Source organism: Rhizomicrobium sp., assembly GCA_037200045.1.
Lineage (GTDB): Bacteria > Pseudomonadota > Alphaproteobacteria > Micropepsales > Micropepsaceae > Rhizomicrobium.
Genome location: JBBCHM010000001.1, coordinates 944,803 through 962,290, shown reverse-complemented (window position 1 = coordinate 962,290; position 17,488 = coordinate 944,803). Strand labels below are relative to the sequence as shown.

Annotated in this window: 19 protein-coding genes; 9 read left to right on the top strand and 10 right to left on the bottom strand. The window is 65.9% G+C overall.

Annotation, left to right across the window (positions count from 1 at the left end; all coding sequences use genetic code 11):
* Positions 1–34 precede the first annotated feature (34 nt).
* Positions 35–250 carry a formate dehydrogenase subunit delta gene (locus tag WDM86_04160; protein ID MEI9989212.1) on the bottom strand — a complete coding sequence of 72 codons (216 nt, stop codon included), beginning with the start codon at positions 248–250 and terminating at the stop codon, positions 35–37.
* Positions 240–1,064: a formate dehydrogenase accessory sulfurtransferase FdhD gene (gene fdhD / locus WDM86_04155; GenBank protein ID MEI9989211.1), complete on the bottom strand. Its 825-nt coding sequence runs from the start codon at positions 1,062–1,064 to the stop codon at positions 240–242. The genes WDM86_04160 and fdhD overlap by 11 nt, the downstream gene beginning before the upstream one ends.
* Positions 1,065–1,226: 162 nt before the next feature.
* On the opposite strand from fdhD, the gene WDM86_04150 reads away from it, so the two are divergent.
* Positions 1,227–2,237, top strand: a complete 1,011-nt coding sequence (locus tag WDM86_04150) for an amidohydrolase family protein (protein MEI9989210.1) — start codon at positions 1,227–1,229, stop codon at positions 2,235–2,237.
* A 116-nt stretch (positions 2,238–2,353) separates the two neighbouring features.
* Here the strand turns inward: WDM86_04150 and WDM86_04145 are convergent, their stop codons facing one another.
* Genes WDM86_04145 through WDM86_04110 form a run of 8 tightly spaced genes read right to left on the bottom strand, consistent with a single transcriptional unit; the run spans position 2,354 to position 8,826 of the window.
* A complete protein-coding gene (locus tag WDM86_04145) occupies positions 2,354–2,764 on the bottom strand; it encodes a VOC family protein (GenBank protein ID MEI9989209.1) in 411 nt (136 codons plus the stop codon).
* Positions 2,765–2,802: 38 nt separating this feature from the next.
* Positions 2,803–3,675 (bottom strand): DUF1932 domain-containing protein, encoded by an 873-nt coding sequence (locus tag WDM86_04140; protein ID MEI9989208.1) that lies wholly within the window; start codon positions 3,673–3,675, stop codon positions 2,803–2,805.
* Positions 3,672–4,667, bottom strand: a complete 996-nt coding sequence (locus WDM86_04135; protein ID MEI9989207.1) for an aldo/keto reductase — start codon at positions 4,665–4,667, stop codon at positions 3,672–3,674. The genes WDM86_04140 and WDM86_04135 overlap by 4 nt, the downstream gene beginning before the upstream one ends.
* On the bottom strand, positions 4,664–5,614 hold the full coding sequence (locus WDM86_04130) for a Gfo/Idh/MocA family oxidoreductase (GenBank protein MEI9989206.1): 951 nt from the start codon (positions 5,612–5,614) through the stop codon (positions 4,664–4,666). The genes WDM86_04135 and WDM86_04130 overlap by 4 nt, the downstream gene beginning before the upstream one ends.
* The gene (locus tag WDM86_04125; GenBank protein MEI9989205.1) at positions 5,611–6,486 is read right to left on the bottom strand and encodes a class III extradiol dioxygenase subunit beta; all 876 of its coding nucleotides are present in this window, start codon (positions 6,484–6,486) and stop codon (positions 5,611–5,613) included. Before WDM86_04125 ends, WDM86_04130 begins: the two co-directional genes overlap by 4 nt.
* Positions 6,486–6,881 carry a protocatechuate 4,5-dioxygenase subunit alpha gene (gene ligA, locus WDM86_04120; GenBank protein MEI9989204.1) on the bottom strand — a complete coding sequence of 132 codons (396 nt, stop codon included), beginning with the start codon at positions 6,879–6,881 and terminating at the stop codon, positions 6,486–6,488. The genes WDM86_04125 and ligA overlap by 1 nt, the downstream gene beginning before the upstream one ends.
* The gene (locus WDM86_04115) at positions 6,878–7,750 is read right to left on the bottom strand and encodes an amidohydrolase family protein (protein MEI9989203.1); all 873 of its coding nucleotides are present in this window, start codon (positions 7,748–7,750) and stop codon (positions 6,878–6,880) included. Before WDM86_04115 ends, ligA begins: the two co-directional genes overlap by 4 nt.
* A gap of 53 nt (positions 7,751–7,803) precedes the next feature.
* Positions 7,804–8,826, bottom strand: coding sequence for an amidohydrolase family protein (locus WDM86_04110; protein MEI9989202.1), 1,023 nt, complete (start codon positions 8,824–8,826; stop codon positions 7,804–7,806).
* A gap of 156 nt (positions 8,827–8,982) precedes the next feature.
* Between WDM86_04110 and WDM86_04105 the strand changes: the two genes are divergently transcribed.
* From WDM86_04105 to WDM86_04070, 8 genes are all read left to right on the top strand, one after another.
* Positions 8,983–9,333 (top strand): protocatechuate 4,5-dioxygenase subunit alpha, encoded by a 351-nt coding sequence (locus WDM86_04105; protein MEI9989201.1) that lies wholly within the window; start codon positions 8,983–8,985, stop codon positions 9,331–9,333.
* A 2-nt stretch (positions 9,334–9,335) separates the two neighbouring features.
* Positions 9,336–10,196: a class III extradiol dioxygenase family protein gene (locus WDM86_04100; GenBank protein ID MEI9989200.1), complete on the top strand. Its 861-nt coding sequence runs from the start codon at positions 9,336–9,338 to the stop codon at positions 10,194–10,196.
* 125 nt (positions 10,197–10,321) lie between these two features.
* Positions 10,322–12,055 carry an ATP-binding protein gene (locus WDM86_04095; protein ID MEI9989199.1) on the top strand — a complete coding sequence of 578 codons (1,734 nt, stop codon included), beginning with the start codon at positions 10,322–10,324 and terminating at the stop codon, positions 12,053–12,055.
* 82 nt (positions 12,056–12,137) lie between these two features.
* The gene (locus WDM86_04090; protein ID MEI9989198.1) at positions 12,138–12,830 is read left to right on the top strand and encodes a 4-carboxy-4-hydroxy-2-oxoadipate aldolase/oxaloacetate decarboxylase; all 693 of its coding nucleotides are present in this window, start codon (positions 12,138–12,140) and stop codon (positions 12,828–12,830) included.
* A 3-nt stretch (positions 12,831–12,833) separates the two neighbouring features.
* Complete coding sequence (locus WDM86_04085; GenBank protein ID MEI9989197.1) at positions 12,834–13,907, top strand: 4-oxalomesaconate tautomerase; 1,074 nt, start codon at positions 12,834–12,836, stop codon at positions 13,905–13,907.
* Positions 13,908–13,914: 7 nt separating this feature from the next.
* Positions 13,915–15,075, top strand: coding sequence for a 4-hydroxybenzoate 3-monooxygenase (gene pobA, locus WDM86_04080; GenBank protein ID MEI9989196.1), 1,161 nt, complete (start codon positions 13,915–13,917; stop codon positions 15,073–15,075).
* A 162-nt stretch (positions 15,076–15,237) separates the two neighbouring features.
* Positions 15,238–16,470 carry a thiamine pyrophosphate-dependent enzyme gene (locus WDM86_04075; GenBank protein MEI9989195.1) on the top strand — a complete coding sequence of 411 codons (1,233 nt, stop codon included), beginning with the start codon at positions 15,238–15,240 and terminating at the stop codon, positions 16,468–16,470.
* Positions 16,471–16,473: 3 nt separating this feature from the next.
* Positions 16,474–17,487: an alpha-ketoacid dehydrogenase subunit beta gene (locus tag WDM86_04070; protein MEI9989194.1), complete on the top strand. Its 1,014-nt coding sequence runs from the start codon at positions 16,474–16,476 to the stop codon at positions 17,485–17,487.
* Position 17,488: the final 1 nt, after the last annotated feature.

The window sequence follows — 17,488 nt, the reverse complement described above, 5'->3', positions numbered from 1 at the left end:
ACGATTTATTGGATAAATCTGATCACAACTCACACTAGGAACCTGCGATCAGCGGCAACGCTTTTTGCACCAGCGGGTTGAGCTTGCTGTCTTCCTGCCGGGCAAGCCGCAGCAGGTCGCTGCGCATCCTGGGGTCCCAGAATTTCTGGATGTGGTCGCCGATGCCGGCGACGGCACGGGCCTCGCCCTGGGTGGAAAAGAACGTGGCGATCTGGTTGGCCATGTAGATCAGATTCTCGTCAGGCGACATGGGCGGCCGTCCGAATGCGCTGGGGATGGGTGAAGATCTCGAAACTGTCGTCGCGCGCGATGGCCGCCAGCGTGATGTTCGCGGCCTCCGCCGTCTTGAGCGCGAGCGCGGTCGGCACCGAGATCGCCACCAGCACGGGACAGCCGATCTTCGCGGTCTTCTGGACCAGTTCGATGGAGACGCGGCTGGTCAGCACGATGAAGCCGTCGCTCGCGGCGATATCCGCGCGCAGCAGCGCGCCGATCAACTTATCGAGCGCGTTGTGGCGGCCGACATCCTCGCGCACGGCGACGAACCGATGGGACGACGGCGACCAGAAGCCGGCGGCGTGGACGCCGCGCGTTTCGTCGTTGATCGGCTGATGCTCGCGCAGCGTGGCCAGCGCTCGAAAGATTTCGGCGGTCTCGACCTGCAATTCGGCACGGACAGCCGGCGGCGGCGCGGTGGCCGCTTCGAGGCTTTCGATGCCGCAGAGGCCGCAGCCGGCGGGGCCGGCCATGTGGCGGCGGCGGCCTTCGACCTCCGCGGCGCGTTCGCCGGCGAGCGACATGCGCAGCTCGATGCCATTGGGCAGATCGACGATCTCGAGCTCCTCGATCTCGATGGGATCATCGATGATCTGTTCGGTGAAGGAGAAGCCGACGGCGAAATCCTCCAGGTCGGCCGGCGTGGCCAGCATGACGGCATGGGTCTGGTGGCCATAGGTGAAGGCGACCGGCGTTTCCTGCGGCAGGACGCGCACGCCCGTGCTCTCGTCCGCGCGGCCGATGCGGCTGCGGCGCGCGCGGATGGCGGGCGGCCGTGTTTCGGTCATGCCTTCTTTCGCGGTCATCGCGGAAATATCGCACAAATCGCGGCCCGCGTGGAATTCGCTCGCAGTGGTTTTTTCCTTCCTCTGAGCGGCGGTGGGCGAGGACGGATCGCCCTACCCTTTTCGCAACGACGCCGGAACAGTAGCGCGTCGAAGGAGGACACCATGGCGACCGACAAGAATATCCGCCGTATCGCGACGGAAGAGGCGTGGAGCATTCCGGAACACATGGCGGCGATCCTCGCGCTGACCAGGAGCACCTGGGACGATCTCGACCTGCGCCTGCCGCGCCGTTCCGCGGTGCCGGGGAGCCCGCTGTACAAGGGCCTCATCGACGATGCGCAGCGGCTGGAGATCATGGATGCGGACGATGTGTCGATGCATCTGCTGTCGCTGACCTCGCCCGGGGTGCAGATGTTCGATGCCGACACGGCGGTGGGCATGGCGACGCTGGCCAATGACCGCATGGCGGAAACGATCACGCGCCATCCGACACGCTTCGCCGGGCTGGCGTCGTTCGCGCCGCAGGACCCCAAGCGCGCGGTGATCGAGATGCAGCGCGCGATCAACACGCTGAAGCTCAACGGCTTCATCCTGAACTCGCACACCAATGGCGAATATCTCGACAATCCGAAATACTGGCCGATCCTGGAATGCGCCGAGGCGCTGGACCGCGCGATCTATATCCATCCGCGCTGCCCGTCGAAACACATGGCGGCGCTGTACGGCGATTACGGCATGTATACGGCGCTGTGGGGCTTTCAGGCGGAAGTGTCGGTGCACTGCATGCGGATGATCCTGTGCGGGCTGTTCGAGCGGTTCCCGAAGCTCAAGATCGTGATCGGCCATATGGGCGAGAGCATCCCGTACAACATCTGGCGCAACGATTATATCTACGGGCTGCACAAGGCATGGGGCGACGTGCCTGGGAACATGAAACCGGGCGAAGTGTTCGCGCGGAATTTCTGGATCACGACCAGCGGGGTCGAGCACACGCCGGCGCTGAAATACGCCATCGAGGTCTTGGGCGCGGACCGGATCATGTGGGCGATCGACTATCCCTATCAGGTGTCGCCGCCGGCGGTGAAATGGATGAACGAGGCGGAGATTTCGGAGGCGGATCGGGAGAAGATTTTCCACGGGAACGCGGAGCGGGTTTTTCATATCGCGGGGTGAGGCACCCCCGCTCCGCTGTCATCCGCCGCGAATGCGGCGGACCCAGTTGACGGGTGCACGATCGGTGCAGGTGTCAACTGGGTGGCCCGCATTCGCGGGCCATGACACCGCTTTTGTTACGCCGCCGACGGCATCCGCGTCTTGTCGATCGGGAGGGCGCCGTGGAAGTTGAGCTCGACCTGCAAGCCGTCGGGGTCGTAGACGAAGACCTGCAGCAGCCCGATCTCCCACACCTTGTTCTCTTCGTAGGGAATGTCGGCGCGGCGCAGCTTGCCCAGAAGCTCGTCGGGGTTTTCGCTCTTGAAGGCGATGTGGTCGAGGCGGCCGGTCTGGACCTTGGGACGGTCCTGCGCCTCCTTCTTCATCAGATGGACGATCGGAACGCCGCCGCAATAGAGCCAATGGCCGGGGAACGTCATCTGCGGCCGGAAATCTTCCTTCAGGCCCAGCATGTCGACGTAGAAATCGCGCGTCACCGTCAGGTCGGCGCATTCGAGCGTGTAGTGTTCGAGCATCACGGCGGGCATGGCGTCACTCCGGCGTTGATCGTTGCAATTCTCCCGCGTCAGGACTTCGCGGTCAATTCGTCCAGCAGGCGTTCGAGGTCTGGCGTCTTCAGGAGATCCTTGGCGATCCGGGCGCCTTCGACGGCGGCCCAATCCTGGCGCTCGGCGGTGGGCGCGCTGAGCAGCGGGGCGACGCCGGCTTCTTCCACTGTGCGGGTGACCTCGCGCATCTCCTCGGCGCGGCGGCGGCCGTGCAGGAGGGCGCGGCTGATCATATAGGCGGCCTGCTTGGGCCAGTCGGGATGGGGGATGGTATCCTTCAGCGAGGCGAGCACATCGCGCTCGACGCCGTAATGGCGCGCCGCCAGCATGCTCTCGGTGAGCAGGGCTTCGAGGCCTTTGATGAGCACGCTGCGGCACATCTTGACGGCAGAGGCCTGGCCGATCTCGTCGGCGTAGAACGTCATGTCGAGATCGAACGACGCCATCGCTTCGATGAACGCCTTCGCGTGCGGGCCGCCGAGCAGCATCGGCGAGCGGATGCCCTTGGGCGGGATCGACGACATCACGGCGGATTCGACATAACGGCCGCGCGCGACGATCGCGGCGGCCTGGCGCTTGGTGCCGGGCGAGACGGAGTTCAGGTCCCAGAACCATGTGCCGGCGGCGAGGCCGGGCAGAACCGAACGCGCCGCGTCGAGGTCGGAGCCGGCCGTGACGGCGCTGACGATCAACTCGGCGCCGGCAACCGCTTCGGACGCGGCGGCGCATTTCTTCCAGGGGCCGGCGGCTTGCGACGGGATGCTGGCGGGATCGGCGAAGAGGATATCGAACAGGCGGATGTCGGTCAGGCCGGCGACGTGGAATTGCCTGGCGAAGGTCTGGCCCACTTCGCCGAAGCCGATGATCGCCATGCTCCTGGGCGCGGTCATGGCTCGGACTCGGTGTCGATCTCGGCTTCGGTCGCGGCGTTGTAGCGGCGGCCCCGGACGGTGCGGGTGTTTACCAGCGCGTCGAGGCGGGCGAGCGTCGGCGCGTCGAGCGCGAGGTCGCGCGCGGCGAAATCCTCCGTGAGGTGCGCGAGGCTGGTGGTGCCGGGGATCGCGACGACGTGTTCGCCGCGAGACAACACCCAGGCGAGCGCGAGTTGCGCCAGCGTGCAGTCCTTCTCGCGTGCGATGGCAGAGAGACCGTCGAGCAGCTTCAGGTTCGCCGCGAAGGCCTCGCCCTGGAAACGCGGCATGGCGCGGCGAATGTCCTTGTCTTGCAGCACCGCGGCATCGCGCAGGCCGCCGGCGAGGAAGCCGCGGCCGACGGGACTGAAGGCGACGAAAGTGGTGCCCAATTCCCGGCAGGCGGCAAGAGTCGCGATCTCGGGATTGCGGGTCCACAGCGAATATTCGCTTTGCAGCGCGGTGACAGGATGGACCGCATGCGCCCGGCGTAGCGTGGCGGCGGAGACTTCGGAGAGGCCGATGGTCTTGATCTTGCCGGCGCGGACCAGATCGGCGAGCGCACCGACACTCTCCTCAATAGGGACGCGCTTGTCCCAGCGGTGCAGGTAGTAAAGATCGATCACCTCGGTCTGGAGGCGCGACAGGCTTTCGTCGCAGGTCTTCTTGATCTCTTCGGGGCGGCCGTTGATCTCGCGCTGGCCGGCGGCATTGCGGGAAATGCCGCATTTGCTGGCGAGGACATATTCGCCGCGCCGCGCCTTCAGCGTGTTGCCGATCAGCGTCTCGTTGGCGCCGAAGCCGTAGAGCGCCGCGGTGTCGAGAAAGGTGCAGCCCATGTCGAGCGCGCCGTTGAGCACCTTGGCCGCTGTTTCGGCGTCGGGCGGCGAGCCATAGGCGTGGCTGAGCGACATGCAGCCGAGGCCGACGGACGGCACGGCGAAGGGACCGAGCTTGCGCGTTGCGCTCATTGCGGCAGGCTCAGGCTCTTTTCGAGACGGTCGAGCGTCTGCATCGCGGGCAATACCTGCGCCACGCTGGCATTGGGCTCGCGGCCTTCCTTGATGGCGGCGAAGAATTCGCGGTCCTGCAGCTCGATGCCGTTCATTGACACGTCGACTTGTTTGAGGTCGATGGGCTTCTCGTTGCCGTCCACCAGATCGTCATAGCGCGCGATATAGGTGCCGTTGTCGCAGATATAGCGGAAGAAGGTGCCGAGCGGGCCTTCGTTGTTGAACGACAGCGACAGGGTGCAGATCGCGCCGGACGGCGTCTTGAGCTGGATACTCATGTCCATGGCGATGCCGAGGGTCGGATGGATCGGGCCTTCGATGGCGCGGGCGATCGTGACCGGCTCGCCGGTCTGGTACATGAAGAGATCGACGGTGTGGCAGGCGTGGTGCCACAGGAGATGGTCGGTCCAGCTGCGCGGCTGGCCGAGCGCGTTCATGTTGGTGCGGCGGAAGAAATAGGTCTGCACGTTCATCTGCTGGATCTTGAGCTCGCCCTTCTTGATCCTTTTGTGCACCCATTGATGGCTGGGATTGAAGCGGCGGGTGTAGCCGCCCATGGCGATCAGGCCGGTCTCCTTCTGCACGCGCACGAGGCGCTCGGAGTCGGCGAGATTGTCGGCGATGGGGATCTCGATCATCACATGCTTGCCGGCGCGCAGGCATTGCTCGCCCTGGTCGGCGTGCATCTGGGTCGGCGTGGTGAGGATCGCGGCTTCGATGCCGGGCTGCTTGAGGCTTTCGGCGAGGTCGGTGGTCCAGTGCGGGATGCCGAATTTCTCGGCGACCTGCTTGGTGGTCTCGGCGCGGCCGCCGGCGAGCGACACGACCTCGATGCCGGGGATGTTGCGGATCGCTTCGAGATGCTTGACGCCGAACGCGCCCTGCCCTGCCACTACGATCTTCATGCCACGGCCTTCCCCTTGCGCTGATCGTGGAAATCCTTGGTCTCGATGATGATGGCGCCGACGCCCGTGGACGAGGCCGGCACATGGTAGAAGCGGTAGACCTCTTCCGCCTTGTCGCCCAGCGCGCCGCGCATGATCAGCCACATGACGAGCTCGATCGCCTCGTTGCCGGCTTCGCGCAGATATTCGATCGGCGGAATCTTGGCCAGCGCCGCGGGGTCCTTCGTCAGGCCATCCAGGAAGCGCGTGTCGAACGGCGTGTTGATCAGGCCGGCGCGCGGGCCCTGGATCTGGTGCGACATGCCGCCGGTGCCGAAGATCACGACCTTCAAATCCTCGTCCCAGGCCTCGACCGCCTTCGCGATCGCCTTGCCGAGATTGTAGCAGCGGTTGCCGGTGGGCGCCGGATACTGGATGACGTTGACCGCCAGCGGGATCACGCGGACCGGCCATTCCTTCGGCGAATCGAACAACAGCGTCATCGGCACGGTCAGGCCGTGGTCGACCAGCATCTCGTTGACGATGGTGATGTCGAACTCGTCGAGCACCAGCGACTGCACGAGATGCGAGGCGAATTCCGGATAACCCTTCACGACGGGAACGGGCCGCGCGCCCCAGCCTTCGTCGGCGATGGGAAATTCCTCGGCGCAGCCGATGGCGAAGGTCGGGATGATCTTGAAGTCGAAGGCGTTGACATGGTCGTTGTAGACCATGATCACGACGTCCGGCTTGGCCTCTTCCATCCATTTTTTGGCGGGCTCATAGCCCTTGAACAACGGCGCCCAATAAGGCTCGGCGGTCTTGCCGTTGTCGACCGCCGCGCCGATGGCGGGGGTATGCGAGGTGCCGACGCCGGCGATGATCTTGGCCATCAGGCTTCTCCGCGCGCTTTCTTCGAGCGCCAGCCTTCGACGGAACGGCCGCCGGCGATCATCATGTCGAGATATTGCTGCTGGGTCATGCCGGTCATTTCGGCGGCCATGTATTGATAGGAATGCTCGTCGGTGAAGGCGAGTTTGGCCAGCGCATAGGACACGCCGCCGAGCGCCAGCAAGGTGTTCCAGGCGCGCTTCATCACCGCCTGGCGCTGGTCCTCCGTCATCGGGAATTTTTCGAGGTATTTGTGCTCGTCGGCGAGGAATTCCTTGCGGTTGGCCGCGCTCATCAGCGAGTAGAGGAACTGGTTCAGGTGATAGCCCTTGCGCGCGCGCTGGGCGTCGAACACCACGGTGCCGGGGATGTCTTCGTACGCTTCGATCTTGGTCATCGGGTCCAGTACAGCCTCATCGGATTGTCGACCAGCAGGGATTTCTGCAAGGCCGGCGTCGGCGCGATCTTGGCGAGCGAGTCGACCAGCACGCCGTCGTCGGGCATGTGCGATTTCATGTTGGGATGCGGCCAGTCCGTGCCCCACAACACGCGGTCGGGGAAACGCTGCACCAGATAGGAACTGAACGGAATCACGTCATCATAAGGCGGGCCCTTAAGCGTGACGCGCTCCTCGCCGCTGACCTTGGTCCAGAAATTCGGATTGTCCTCCAGGAGGCGGACGAAGCGCTGGAAGTCCGGACCGTCGACCGGCTTCGACACGTCGGGGCGGCCCATGTGGTCGATCACCACCGTGGTCGGCAGCGATTTGAGGAAGGGCGTCAGGTCGTCCATGTCGGGCGCTTCGAAATAGACCACGATGTGCCAGCCGAGCCTGGCGACCCGCTCGGCGATCTTGGCGAAGACGTCGCGCGGCGCGGAATCCACCAGGCGGCGGAGGAAATTGAACCGCACGCCGCGCACGCCGGCCTCGTCCATCGCCTTGAGTGCATCGTCGGTGACATCGCCGCCGACCACCGCCACGCCGCGCGCCAGGCCGCCCGCGCTCTTGAGCGCGTCCACCATCGCATCGTTGTTCTTGCCGTGGCAGCTCGCCTGCACGATCACGTTGCGGGAAAAGCCCAGGAAATCGCGCAGCGCGAACAGCTTTTCCTTCGGCGCGTCGCAGGGTGTGTATTTCCGCTCGGGCGCGTAGGGGAATTTGTCGGCCGGGCCGAAGACATGGCAATGGGCGTCCACCGCGCCGGGCGGCGGCCGGAAGCCGGGCTCGGTCGGATTGGCGCAAAACGGCAGATAGTCGGGATCCATGGCAGCCTCTGTTACCTCCCGCGGAGCATTGCCACCCCACTGTGGGCGAAGCCCTACCCCGCCGCCCGCGCAAGCGCGGCGCCGAGCCGCGGATAGACGCGCCGCGCATTGCCTTCGAAGAGCTGTGCGCGGACCTCGTCGTCAAGGCCGAGCGCGTCAAAATAGCGCTTCGTGTCGTCGAAATACTGGCCGGTCTCCGGATCGATGCCGCGCACCGCGCCCACCATCTCCGAGCCGAACAGGATGTTCTCCAGCGGGATCACCTTAAGCAGCAGCTCGATGCCCGGCTTGTGGTAGACGCAGGTGTCGAAGAACACGTTCTTCATCACATGCTCGGCGAGCGGCGGACGCTTCAGCATGTCGGCGAGGCCCCGGTAGCGGCCCCAGTGATAGGGCACGGCGCCGCCGCCATGCGGGATGACGAAACGCAGCGTCGGAAAATCCTTGAACAGGTCGCCCTCGATCAACTGCATGAAGGCGGTGGTATCGGCGTTGATGTAATAGGCGCCGGTGGCGTGCAGGCCGGGGTGGCACGAGCCGGAGACATGGATCATCGCCGGCACATCCAGCTCGACCATCTTCTCGTAGAGCGGATACCAGTGCCGGTCGGTCAGGGCCGGCGAAGTCCAATACCCGCCCGATGGGTCGGGATTGAGATTGCAGCCGATGAAACCGAGTTCCTTCACGCAGCGCTCGAGCTCGGCGGCGCTGTTGGCGGGCGGCACGCCGGGCGATTGCGGCAACTGGCAGACGCCGACGAAATTCTCCGGATAAAGGCCGCACACCCGCCCGATCAGATCGTTGCACAGCCGCGACCAGACCTGGCTGGTCTCCTCGTTGCCGATGTGGTGGGCCATCGCCGAGGCGCGCGGGCTGAAGATCGTCACATCGGTGCCGCGGGCGCGCTGGAGCTTGAGCTGGGCGCCTTCCAGGCTGTCGCGGATCTGGTCGTCGCTGATCTTCGGCAATTCCTTGGGCGCGGCCGACGGGTCTTTCAACGCCGCGATCTGCGCCTGGCGAAAGGCATCATGCGCGGCCGGCGCGGTGGTGTAGTGGCCATGGCAATCGATGATCATGTGCGGACCCGGATTCGTTCCTCGCCGAGGTTAGCAAAAGCGGCGGCACGGAAGCCACCCTGCCCACCGAAACCGGTGGGACCGATACTGATCGTAATCAAAGTGGCGGGCGGAACCTTCGCATAGCGTCTCATCGGATTTCGCAGGGGCTCGTGCATGACAGTCGCGACAAGCCATGACATTCCGGGAACGACGCTGTTCGACGGCGACATGGCGCAGAAGGGCTATGCCCTCAACCGGATGTGCTTTTCCTTCAACGACGCGGCGAACCGCGCCGCCTTCCTGAAGGACGAGGACGCCTATTGCGCCAAATTCGGCCTGACCGCGCGGCAGCGCGAGGCCGTGCGCCAGCGCAACGTGCTCGCGATGATCGCCGCGGGCGGCAACATCTACTACCTGGCCAAGCTTGCCGGGATTTTCGGATTCAACGTGCAGGACGTGGGCGCCCAGCAGACCGGCATCAGCGTCGAGGCTTTCAAGGCCAGGCTGGCCGAGGCAGGGAGATAATCATGGCAAGGATCATCGGCGGTCTTGGCACGTCCCATGTTCCGGCGATCGGCGCGGCGATCGCCGCCGGCCGGCAGCAGGAGCCCTATTGGAAACCGTTCTTCGGAGGCTATGACGCCGTCCGCGCCTGGCTCGGCCGCGAGCGGCCGGACACGGTTGTGGCGTTCTACAACGATCACGGACTGAACTTCTTCCTCGACAAGATGCCGACCTTCGCGGTCGGCGCGGCGGCGGAATACCGCAATGCCGACGAAGGCTGGGGCCTGCCGGTGCAGAAGCCGTTCAGGGGCGATCCCGAGCTTTCGTGGCATCTGATCGAGGCGCTGGTCGCCGACGAGTTCGATATCACCACCTGCCAGGAGATGATGGTCGATCACGCCTTCACCGTGCCGATGTCGCTGATGTATCCGGGCGGCGCGGACTGGCCGGTCAAGGTCGTGCCGGTCGCGATCAATACGGTGCAGCATCCCCTGCCCTCGCCGGCGCGCTGCTTCAAGCTCGGCCGCGCCGTCGGGCGCGCGATCGAGAGCTATGCGAAGGACGCCAAGGTGCTCGTGGTCGGCAGCGGAGGATTGTCGCATCAGCTCGACGGGGAGCGCGCCGGCTTCATCAACAAGCCGTTCGACCTGATGTGCCTGGAGAAGCTGCAGAGCGATCCGGAGGCGCTGACGCGCTATTCGGTCGCCGAGCTGGTCGAACTGGCCGGCACCCAGGGCGTGGAGCTGCTCAACTGGCTGGCGATGCGCGGCGCGCTGAACGGCCAAGTTTCGAAAGTGCACGGAAACTATCACATCCCGATCTCGAATACCGCGTCGGGCGTTTTGTTGCTGGAAAACCGGCCTCTTTCCGCGATTGCGGCGTAGAAAGTTCCCACCACAAAATGGGTAGGGCGGGATTATACTTACGGAATAGCCCGGATTAGTCGGGCGTCGTTTAATCGGCCGTTGACCGAGCAGGTCTAAATTCCATCTCGCGAGGGAGACTGGAAATGGCCGCGATCGGAAGGCTTGCAACAAGCCACGACGCCGACAGCGAGATGTTGCCCCACTTCGAGAAAGCCGAACTTCCGATTCTGGCGTTGCTCGACGTGCAGGGCGAGATCATCGATCTGATGGCGAACGGCGCCAGCCTGCGCGAGACGCTGAATCACATCGCCCTGCTGGTCGAACGCCTGGCGCCACCGGCCCTGTGCACCATCCTTTTGCTGAAGCCCGACGGCCGGCATCTGCGGCCCGCCGCCGGACCGAGCCTGCCCGAGGACTATATCGACGCGATCGACGGCATCGAGATCGGCGATTGCGCCGGCTCGTGCGGCACCGCCGCCTTTCGCAAGACCCCGGTGATCGTGAGCGACATCGCGAGCGATCCGCTTTGGGTCGTGCCGCGGGACTTCGTGCTGTCCTTCGGCTTGCGCGCCTGCTGGTCGATGCCGATCCTCGACAAGGACGAGACGGTGCTCGGCACCATCGCGATGTACTATCGCGAGCCGCGCGCCCCGACCTCGCGCGATTGGGGCCTGCTCGAGCCGGCTTCGCGGCTGGTGCGCCTGGCGCTGGCGCAGAACCGCAAGGAAGAGGAGCTGCGCAACAGCGAGGCGCGCTGGCATCTCGCCGCCGAGGCCACCAATCTCGGCACCTATGACGTCGACCTGGTGACCGCCCACGACATCTGGTCGGCGCAGTTCAAGAAAATCCTGGGCCTACCGGACACCGCCAAGCCGAGCATCGAGCTTCTCCTGGAATTGATCGATCCCGGCGACCGGGAGCGCTTCAGCGGGACCTTCGGCGGATCGTTCCTGCCCGCGGCCGACAAGCACCGCAGCGAAGAAGTCCGCATCCGGCGCGCCGACGACGGCGCGGAGCGCGTCGTGTCGCTGAAGGGCCGCATCCTGCGCAACGCGGACGGACAGCCCTCGCGCGCCATCGGCACGATGGCCGACATCACCGAACAGCGCCGGCGCGAATGCGAACTCGCCGAGGCGAAAGTCCTGGCCGACAAGGCGAACATGGCGAAGTCCGAGTTCCTCGCCAGCATGAGCCACGAGCTGCGCACGCCGCTGAACGCGATCATCGGGTTTTCCGACGTCATCCGGCACGAGACCTTCGGGACGCTCCAGCCCCTCAAATACCGCGAATATGTCGACCACATCCACGACAGCGGCTGCCACCTGCTGAGCCTCATCAACGACGTGCTCGACATGGCGAAGATCGAGGCGGGCAAGCTCGAACTGCATCCCGTGACGATCGACGTCGCCGCGACGGCGACCGACGCGCTGCGCATGGTGGAGACCCAGGCCGCCGAGGCGGGGCTGACGCTCGAAACGCTCATCGACCCGGGAGCCGCGGTCCTGGCCGACGAGCGGGCGGTGAAGCAGATTTTCGTCAACCTGTTGTCGAACGCGGTGAAGTTCACCCGGCCGGGCGGGCGCGTGACCGTGTTCGCGGCGCGGCTGGCGGACGGCAAACGCGTGCGGCTCGGCGTCGAGGACACCGGCATCGGCATGACCCAGGACGGCCTGGTGAAGGCGCTGGAGCCGTTCGGCCAGGCCGCTCACACCGTGACCGTGGAGGGCCGCGGCACCGGCCTCGGCCTGCCGCTCGTCAAGGCGCTCATCGAGGCCCATGGCGCGCGGTTCGGCATCGAGTCCGAGCTCGGCCGCGGCACGCGCGTGTGGGGCGAGTTTCCCGCCGACGCTGACGCGCTCGTTTCATTTCCCGCTTAGTGGCATCGGCGCGGCGCGCATCCGTTGACGGGCTCGACCGCCGCGGCGCAATCTTCGCGCCGAAACGCTCGCGGATGCATCCATGGCCATCGTTGTCCAGTCGATCGAACGACCCGCGCCCGATCTCGTCGCGGGCTTCGCCGGCATCGGCGTCGCCACCGTGCACGAAGCCCAGGGCCGCACCGGGCTGATGGGCAGTTATATGCGGCCGATCTATCGCGCCTTCGTCGCGGGCGCCGCGGTGACGGTCGAACTGGCGCCGGGCGACAATTGGATGCTGCATGTCGCGGTCGAGCAATGCCGCGAAGGCGACGTGTTGGTGGCGGCGCCCACTTCGCCCTGCGACACCGGCTATTTCGGCGAGCTGCTAGCCTCGTCATTGGCGGCGCGCGGCGTGCGCGGCCTGATCATCGAGGCCGGCGTGCGCGACATCGCCGCGCTGGAGGACATGAAATTCCCGGTGTGGTCGAAGGCGGTGTCGGCGCAGGGCACGGTCAAGGAAACCCTGGGCAGCGTGAACGTGCCCTTGGTATGCGGCGGCGCGTTGGTCCATCCGGGCGATCTGATCGTCGCCGACGACGATGGCGTGGTGGTGGTGCCGCGCGCGAATGTGGCGAGCGTGCTGAAAAAGAGCCAGGAACGCGAGGACAAGGAAGCGGCGACGCGGGCGCGGCTGAAGGCCGGCGAGCTCGGCCTCGACATCTACGGCATGCGCGAGAAGCTCAAGGCGAAGGGCCTGACCTATGTGGACACGGCGCCCGCCGCGAAAGGCTGAGCCATGCTGACCGGCATACGCTGCATGGTGATGCGGGGCGGCACCTCGAAGGGCCTCTATTTCCTCAAGAGCGAATTGCCGGCGGACGACGCGGCGCGCGACCGCTTCCTGCTCCGCGCCATGGGTTCGCCCGACACGCGCCAGATCGACGGCATGGGCGGCGCCGATCCGCTCACCAGCAAGGTCGCCGTCGTTTCGCCGCCGAGCCGGCCCGACGCGGATGTCGATTACCTGTTTCTGCAGGTCGTGGTGGACGAGGCGCGGGTCGATTCCTCGCAGAATTGCGGCAACCTGCTGGCCGGCATCGGCGGCTACGCCATCGAGCGCGGTCTGGTGCCCGCGACCGGCGATGTGACGCCGGTGCGCATCAACATGCTCAACACCCAGAGCATCGCGGTGGCGGCGATCGAGACGCCGGGCGGCGTGGTGAACTACGAAGGGGCGGCGCGGATCGACGGCGTGCCGGGGATGGCGGCGCCCATTCCGATCGATTTCCTCGATGTCGCGGGGTCGAGCTGCGGCGCGCTGCTGCCGACCGGCAACGCGCGCGACGTGATCGACGGCGTGGAAGTCACCTGCATCGACAACGGCATGCCGGTGGTGCTGATGCGCGCGGCCGACCTCGGCAAGACCGGCTATGAGGACCCCGAGGACCTCGAAGCGGACGCGGCGCTGAAGGCGCGAGTCGAGAAGATCCGCCTGGCGCTGGGACCGAAGATGAATCTCGGCGACGTGCTGAAGAAGACGGTGCCCAAGATGTGCCTGATCGCGCCGCCGCGAAACGGCGGCGCCGTCCACACCCGCAACTTCATTCCCCACAGGGTGCACAAGGCCATCGGCGTGTTCGGCGCGGTCAGCGTGGCGACGGCCTGCGTGCTGGAAGGCTCGGTGGCCGATGGCGTCGCGGTGGTCGACCGCAACGCCAAGCCGCTCAGGCTCGACGTCGAACATCCGACTGGCTTCTTCACCGTGGAGATGGAGATTTCGACGGGACCGAAGGGCCTCGAAATCCGCCGCTCCGCCCTCTTGCGCACGGCGCGCAAGCTGATGGATGGGACCGTGTTCGCCGCCGTCTGAGGACACTATGCGGACGCAGGTTTGCATCGTCGGTGCCGGGCCCGCGGGACTGCTGCTGTCGCGGCTGCTGGTGCTGAACGGCATCGATTGCGTCGTGCTGGAGCATCGTTCGCCGGAGTATGTCCTGGGACGCATCCGCGCCGGCGTGCTGGAACGCATCACGGTCGACCTGCTGCATCGCGCGCAATGCGCCGAGCGGCTGGACCGCGAAGGGCTGATCCATGACGGCTTCGAGATCGCCCATGGCGGACAGCGGCTGCGCATCGATCTCAAAGGACTGAGCGGGCACGACGTGACGATCTACGGTCAGACCGAAATCACGCGCGACCTGATGGAGGCGCCGGGCGCCCGCGTCGTATATGAGGCGCAGGATGTCAGCCTGCACGATTTCGATACCGCCACGCCGCGCGTGCGCTATGCCAGGGACGGAATCGGCCGCGAGATCGCCTGCGATTACATCGTCGGCTGCGACGGGGCGCATGGCGTGAGCCGCCAGAGCGTTCCGGCGACGGCGCTGACCACTTACGAGCGCATCTATCCGTTCGGCTGGATGGGCGTGCTGACCGACACGCCGCCCGTCGCAAGCGAGATCGTCTACGCCAACCACGCGCGGGGCTTCGCGCTGTGCAGCATGCGGTCGCGCGCGCGCAGCCGCTACTATGTGCAATGCGCCCTGATGGACAGCGTGGACGATTGGCCCGAGGCCCGATTCTGGGACGAATTGCGCCGGCGCCTGCCGGGAGAGCTGGCGGAAAGCCTGGTCACCGGTCCGGCGATCGAGAAGAGCATCGCGGCGCTGCGCAGCTTCGTCGCGGAGCCGATGCGGTTCGGATCGCTGTTCCTGGCCGGCGACGCGGCCCATATCGTGCCGCCGACCGGCGCCAAGGGCCTGAACCTGGCGGCCTCCGATGTCCATTACCTGTCGAACGCGCTGATCGACCGCTATCGCAACGGCGACGGCCGGGGGCTGGAGGCCTATTCGGCGACGGCGCTGGCGCGGGTGTGGAAGGCGGTGCGCTTCTCCTGGTGGCTGACGAACCTCCTGCATCGGACCGACGACGAGCGTTTCACCCAGCGGGTCCAGCAGGCCGAACTCGACTATCTGGCCGGCTCGCGCAACGCCCAGGCCGCGCTCGCGGAGAACTATGTCGGGCTTCCCCTCACATAGCCCGGCCGGCCGGCTTTGCGTTCTTGCCCGCCGACGGCGCGGGAACGCCATTCCATGTCGCCATGGCCGCGAATACAGAGCGCAATGTTGCGCGAAAACCGCCATATTGCAGCTTCGCCCGGAACCGGAGATATGAGGCGGCGTCCCTCGTTCGGAGATTCCATGAAGAACAGAGCCCGCCTCTCGCTTCGCGTGCCGACGCCGCCGGCGCGGCCGGGAGACGCGCCCGACTTCAGCGCCATCAAGCTGGAGGCCGCCGGCGAGGTCCGCCGGCCGGAGATCGACGCCCGTCCGCACGACGTGTCCGACCTCGCCTATGCCCTAATCCGGGTGCTGGACGACAAGGGCCGCGCGGTCGGACCGTGGAATCCCAAGCTGGACGCCGAGACGCTGCGCCGCGCGCTGAAGGCCATGCTGCTGACCCGCGCCTATGACGACCGGATGTACCGGGCGCAGCGCCAAGGCAAGACCTCGTTCTACATGAAGTGCACCGGCGAGGAGGCGGTGGCGATTGCCGCGGCCTTCGCGCTGGAGCGCGACGACATGTGCTTTCCTTCCTACCGCCAGCAGGGACTTCTGATCGCGCGCGGCTATCCGCTGCTGCAGATGATGAACCAGGTCTATTCCAACGCCCACGATCCGTTGAAGGGCCGCCAGCTTCCGATCATGTATTCGAGCAAGGCGTACGGCTTCTTCACGGTCTCCGGCAATCTCGGCACGCAGTTTCCGCAGGCGGTGGGCTGGGCGATGGCCTCGGCCTACAAGGGCGACGACCGGATCGCCGCGAGCTGGATCGGCGACGGCACGACGGCGGAAGGCGATTTCCATCACGCGCTCAACTTCGCCAGCGTCTATCGCGCACCGGTCATCCTGAACGTCGTCAACAATCAATGGGCGATTTCGAGCTTCGCCGGCATCGCGGGCGGCAATGAATCCACCTTCGCCTCGCGCGGCATCGGCTATGGCCTGCCAGCGCTTCGGGTGGACGGCAACGATTTCCTCGCGGTCTATGCCGCGACGGCCTGGGCCGCCGAGCGCGCCCGATCCAATCTCGGCGCCACGCTGATCGAGCACTACACCTACCGGGTCGAGGGCCATTCGACGAGCGACGATCCCTCGCGGTACCGCCCGATCAACGAGGCCAAGCTGTGGCCGCTGGGCGATCCGATCGAGCGGCTGAAGGACCATCTCATCGCGCTGGGCGAATGGAGCGAGGATCGCCAGCAGGAAGCGCATCGCGAGGCCGTCGAGCAGGTCAAGACGGCCAACAAGGAGGCGGAGGCGGTCGGCACGCTCGGCCATGGCGAACTGCCGAGCCTGAAGACAATGTTCGAGGACGTGTTCAAGGACATGCCGGAACATCTGCGCCGCCAGCGCCAGCAGATGGGAGTCTGAGCCATGCCGGCGATGAACATGATCCAGGCGCTCAACTCCGCGCTCGACGTGATGCTGACGAAAGACCCCAACGTGCTGACCTTCGGCGAGGATGTCGGCTATTTCGGCGGCGTGTTCCGCGTCACCGACGGGCTGCAGAAGAAGCACGGCCTGACGCGCTGTTTCGACACGCCGATCGGGGAAGGCGGGATCGTCGCCGCCGCCATCGGCATGGGCGCCTATGGCCTGCGTCCCGTCGCGGAGATCCAGTTCGCCGATTACATCTATCCGGCCTATGACCAGATCGTGTCGGAGGCGGCGCGGCTGCGCTATCGCTCGGCGGGCGACTTCACCGCGCCGATCGTGATCCGCACGCCCTATGGCGGCGGCATCTTCGGCGGCCAGACGCACAGCCAGAGCCCCGAAGCGCTGTTCACCCATGTCGCCGGCTTGAAGACGGTGATCCCCTCGACGCCCTATGACGCCAAGGGCCTTCTGATCGCCGCTATCGAGGACGACGATCCGGTGATCTTCCTGGAGCCCAAGCGGCTCTACAACGGCCCGTTCGACGGCTATCCCGACCGGCCGGTCACGATCTGGGCCAAGCTTCCGGCCGGCGAGGTGCCGGAGGGCTATTACACCGTGCCGCTCGGCAAGGCGTCGATCGTGCGCGCGGGCGGCGACGTGACCATCCTGGCCTATGGCACGATGCTGCATGTCGCGCTGGCCTCGGCCGTGGATTCGGGGCTGGACTGCGAAGTGATCGACCTGCGCACGCTGGTGCCGCTCGACATCGAGACGATCGTCAATTCGGTGAAGAAGACGGGACGCTGCGTGATCGTGCACGAGGCGACGCATACCAGCGGCTATGGCGCGGAGCTGTCGGCCCTGGTGCAGGAGAACTGTTTCCACCATCTCGAAGCGCCGATCGAACGCGTCACCGGCTGGGATACGCCCTACCCCCACGCCTTCGAATGGCAGTACTTTCCCGGTCCGGCGCGCGTGATCGCGGCGCTGCAGCGCGCCATGGAGGCCTGAC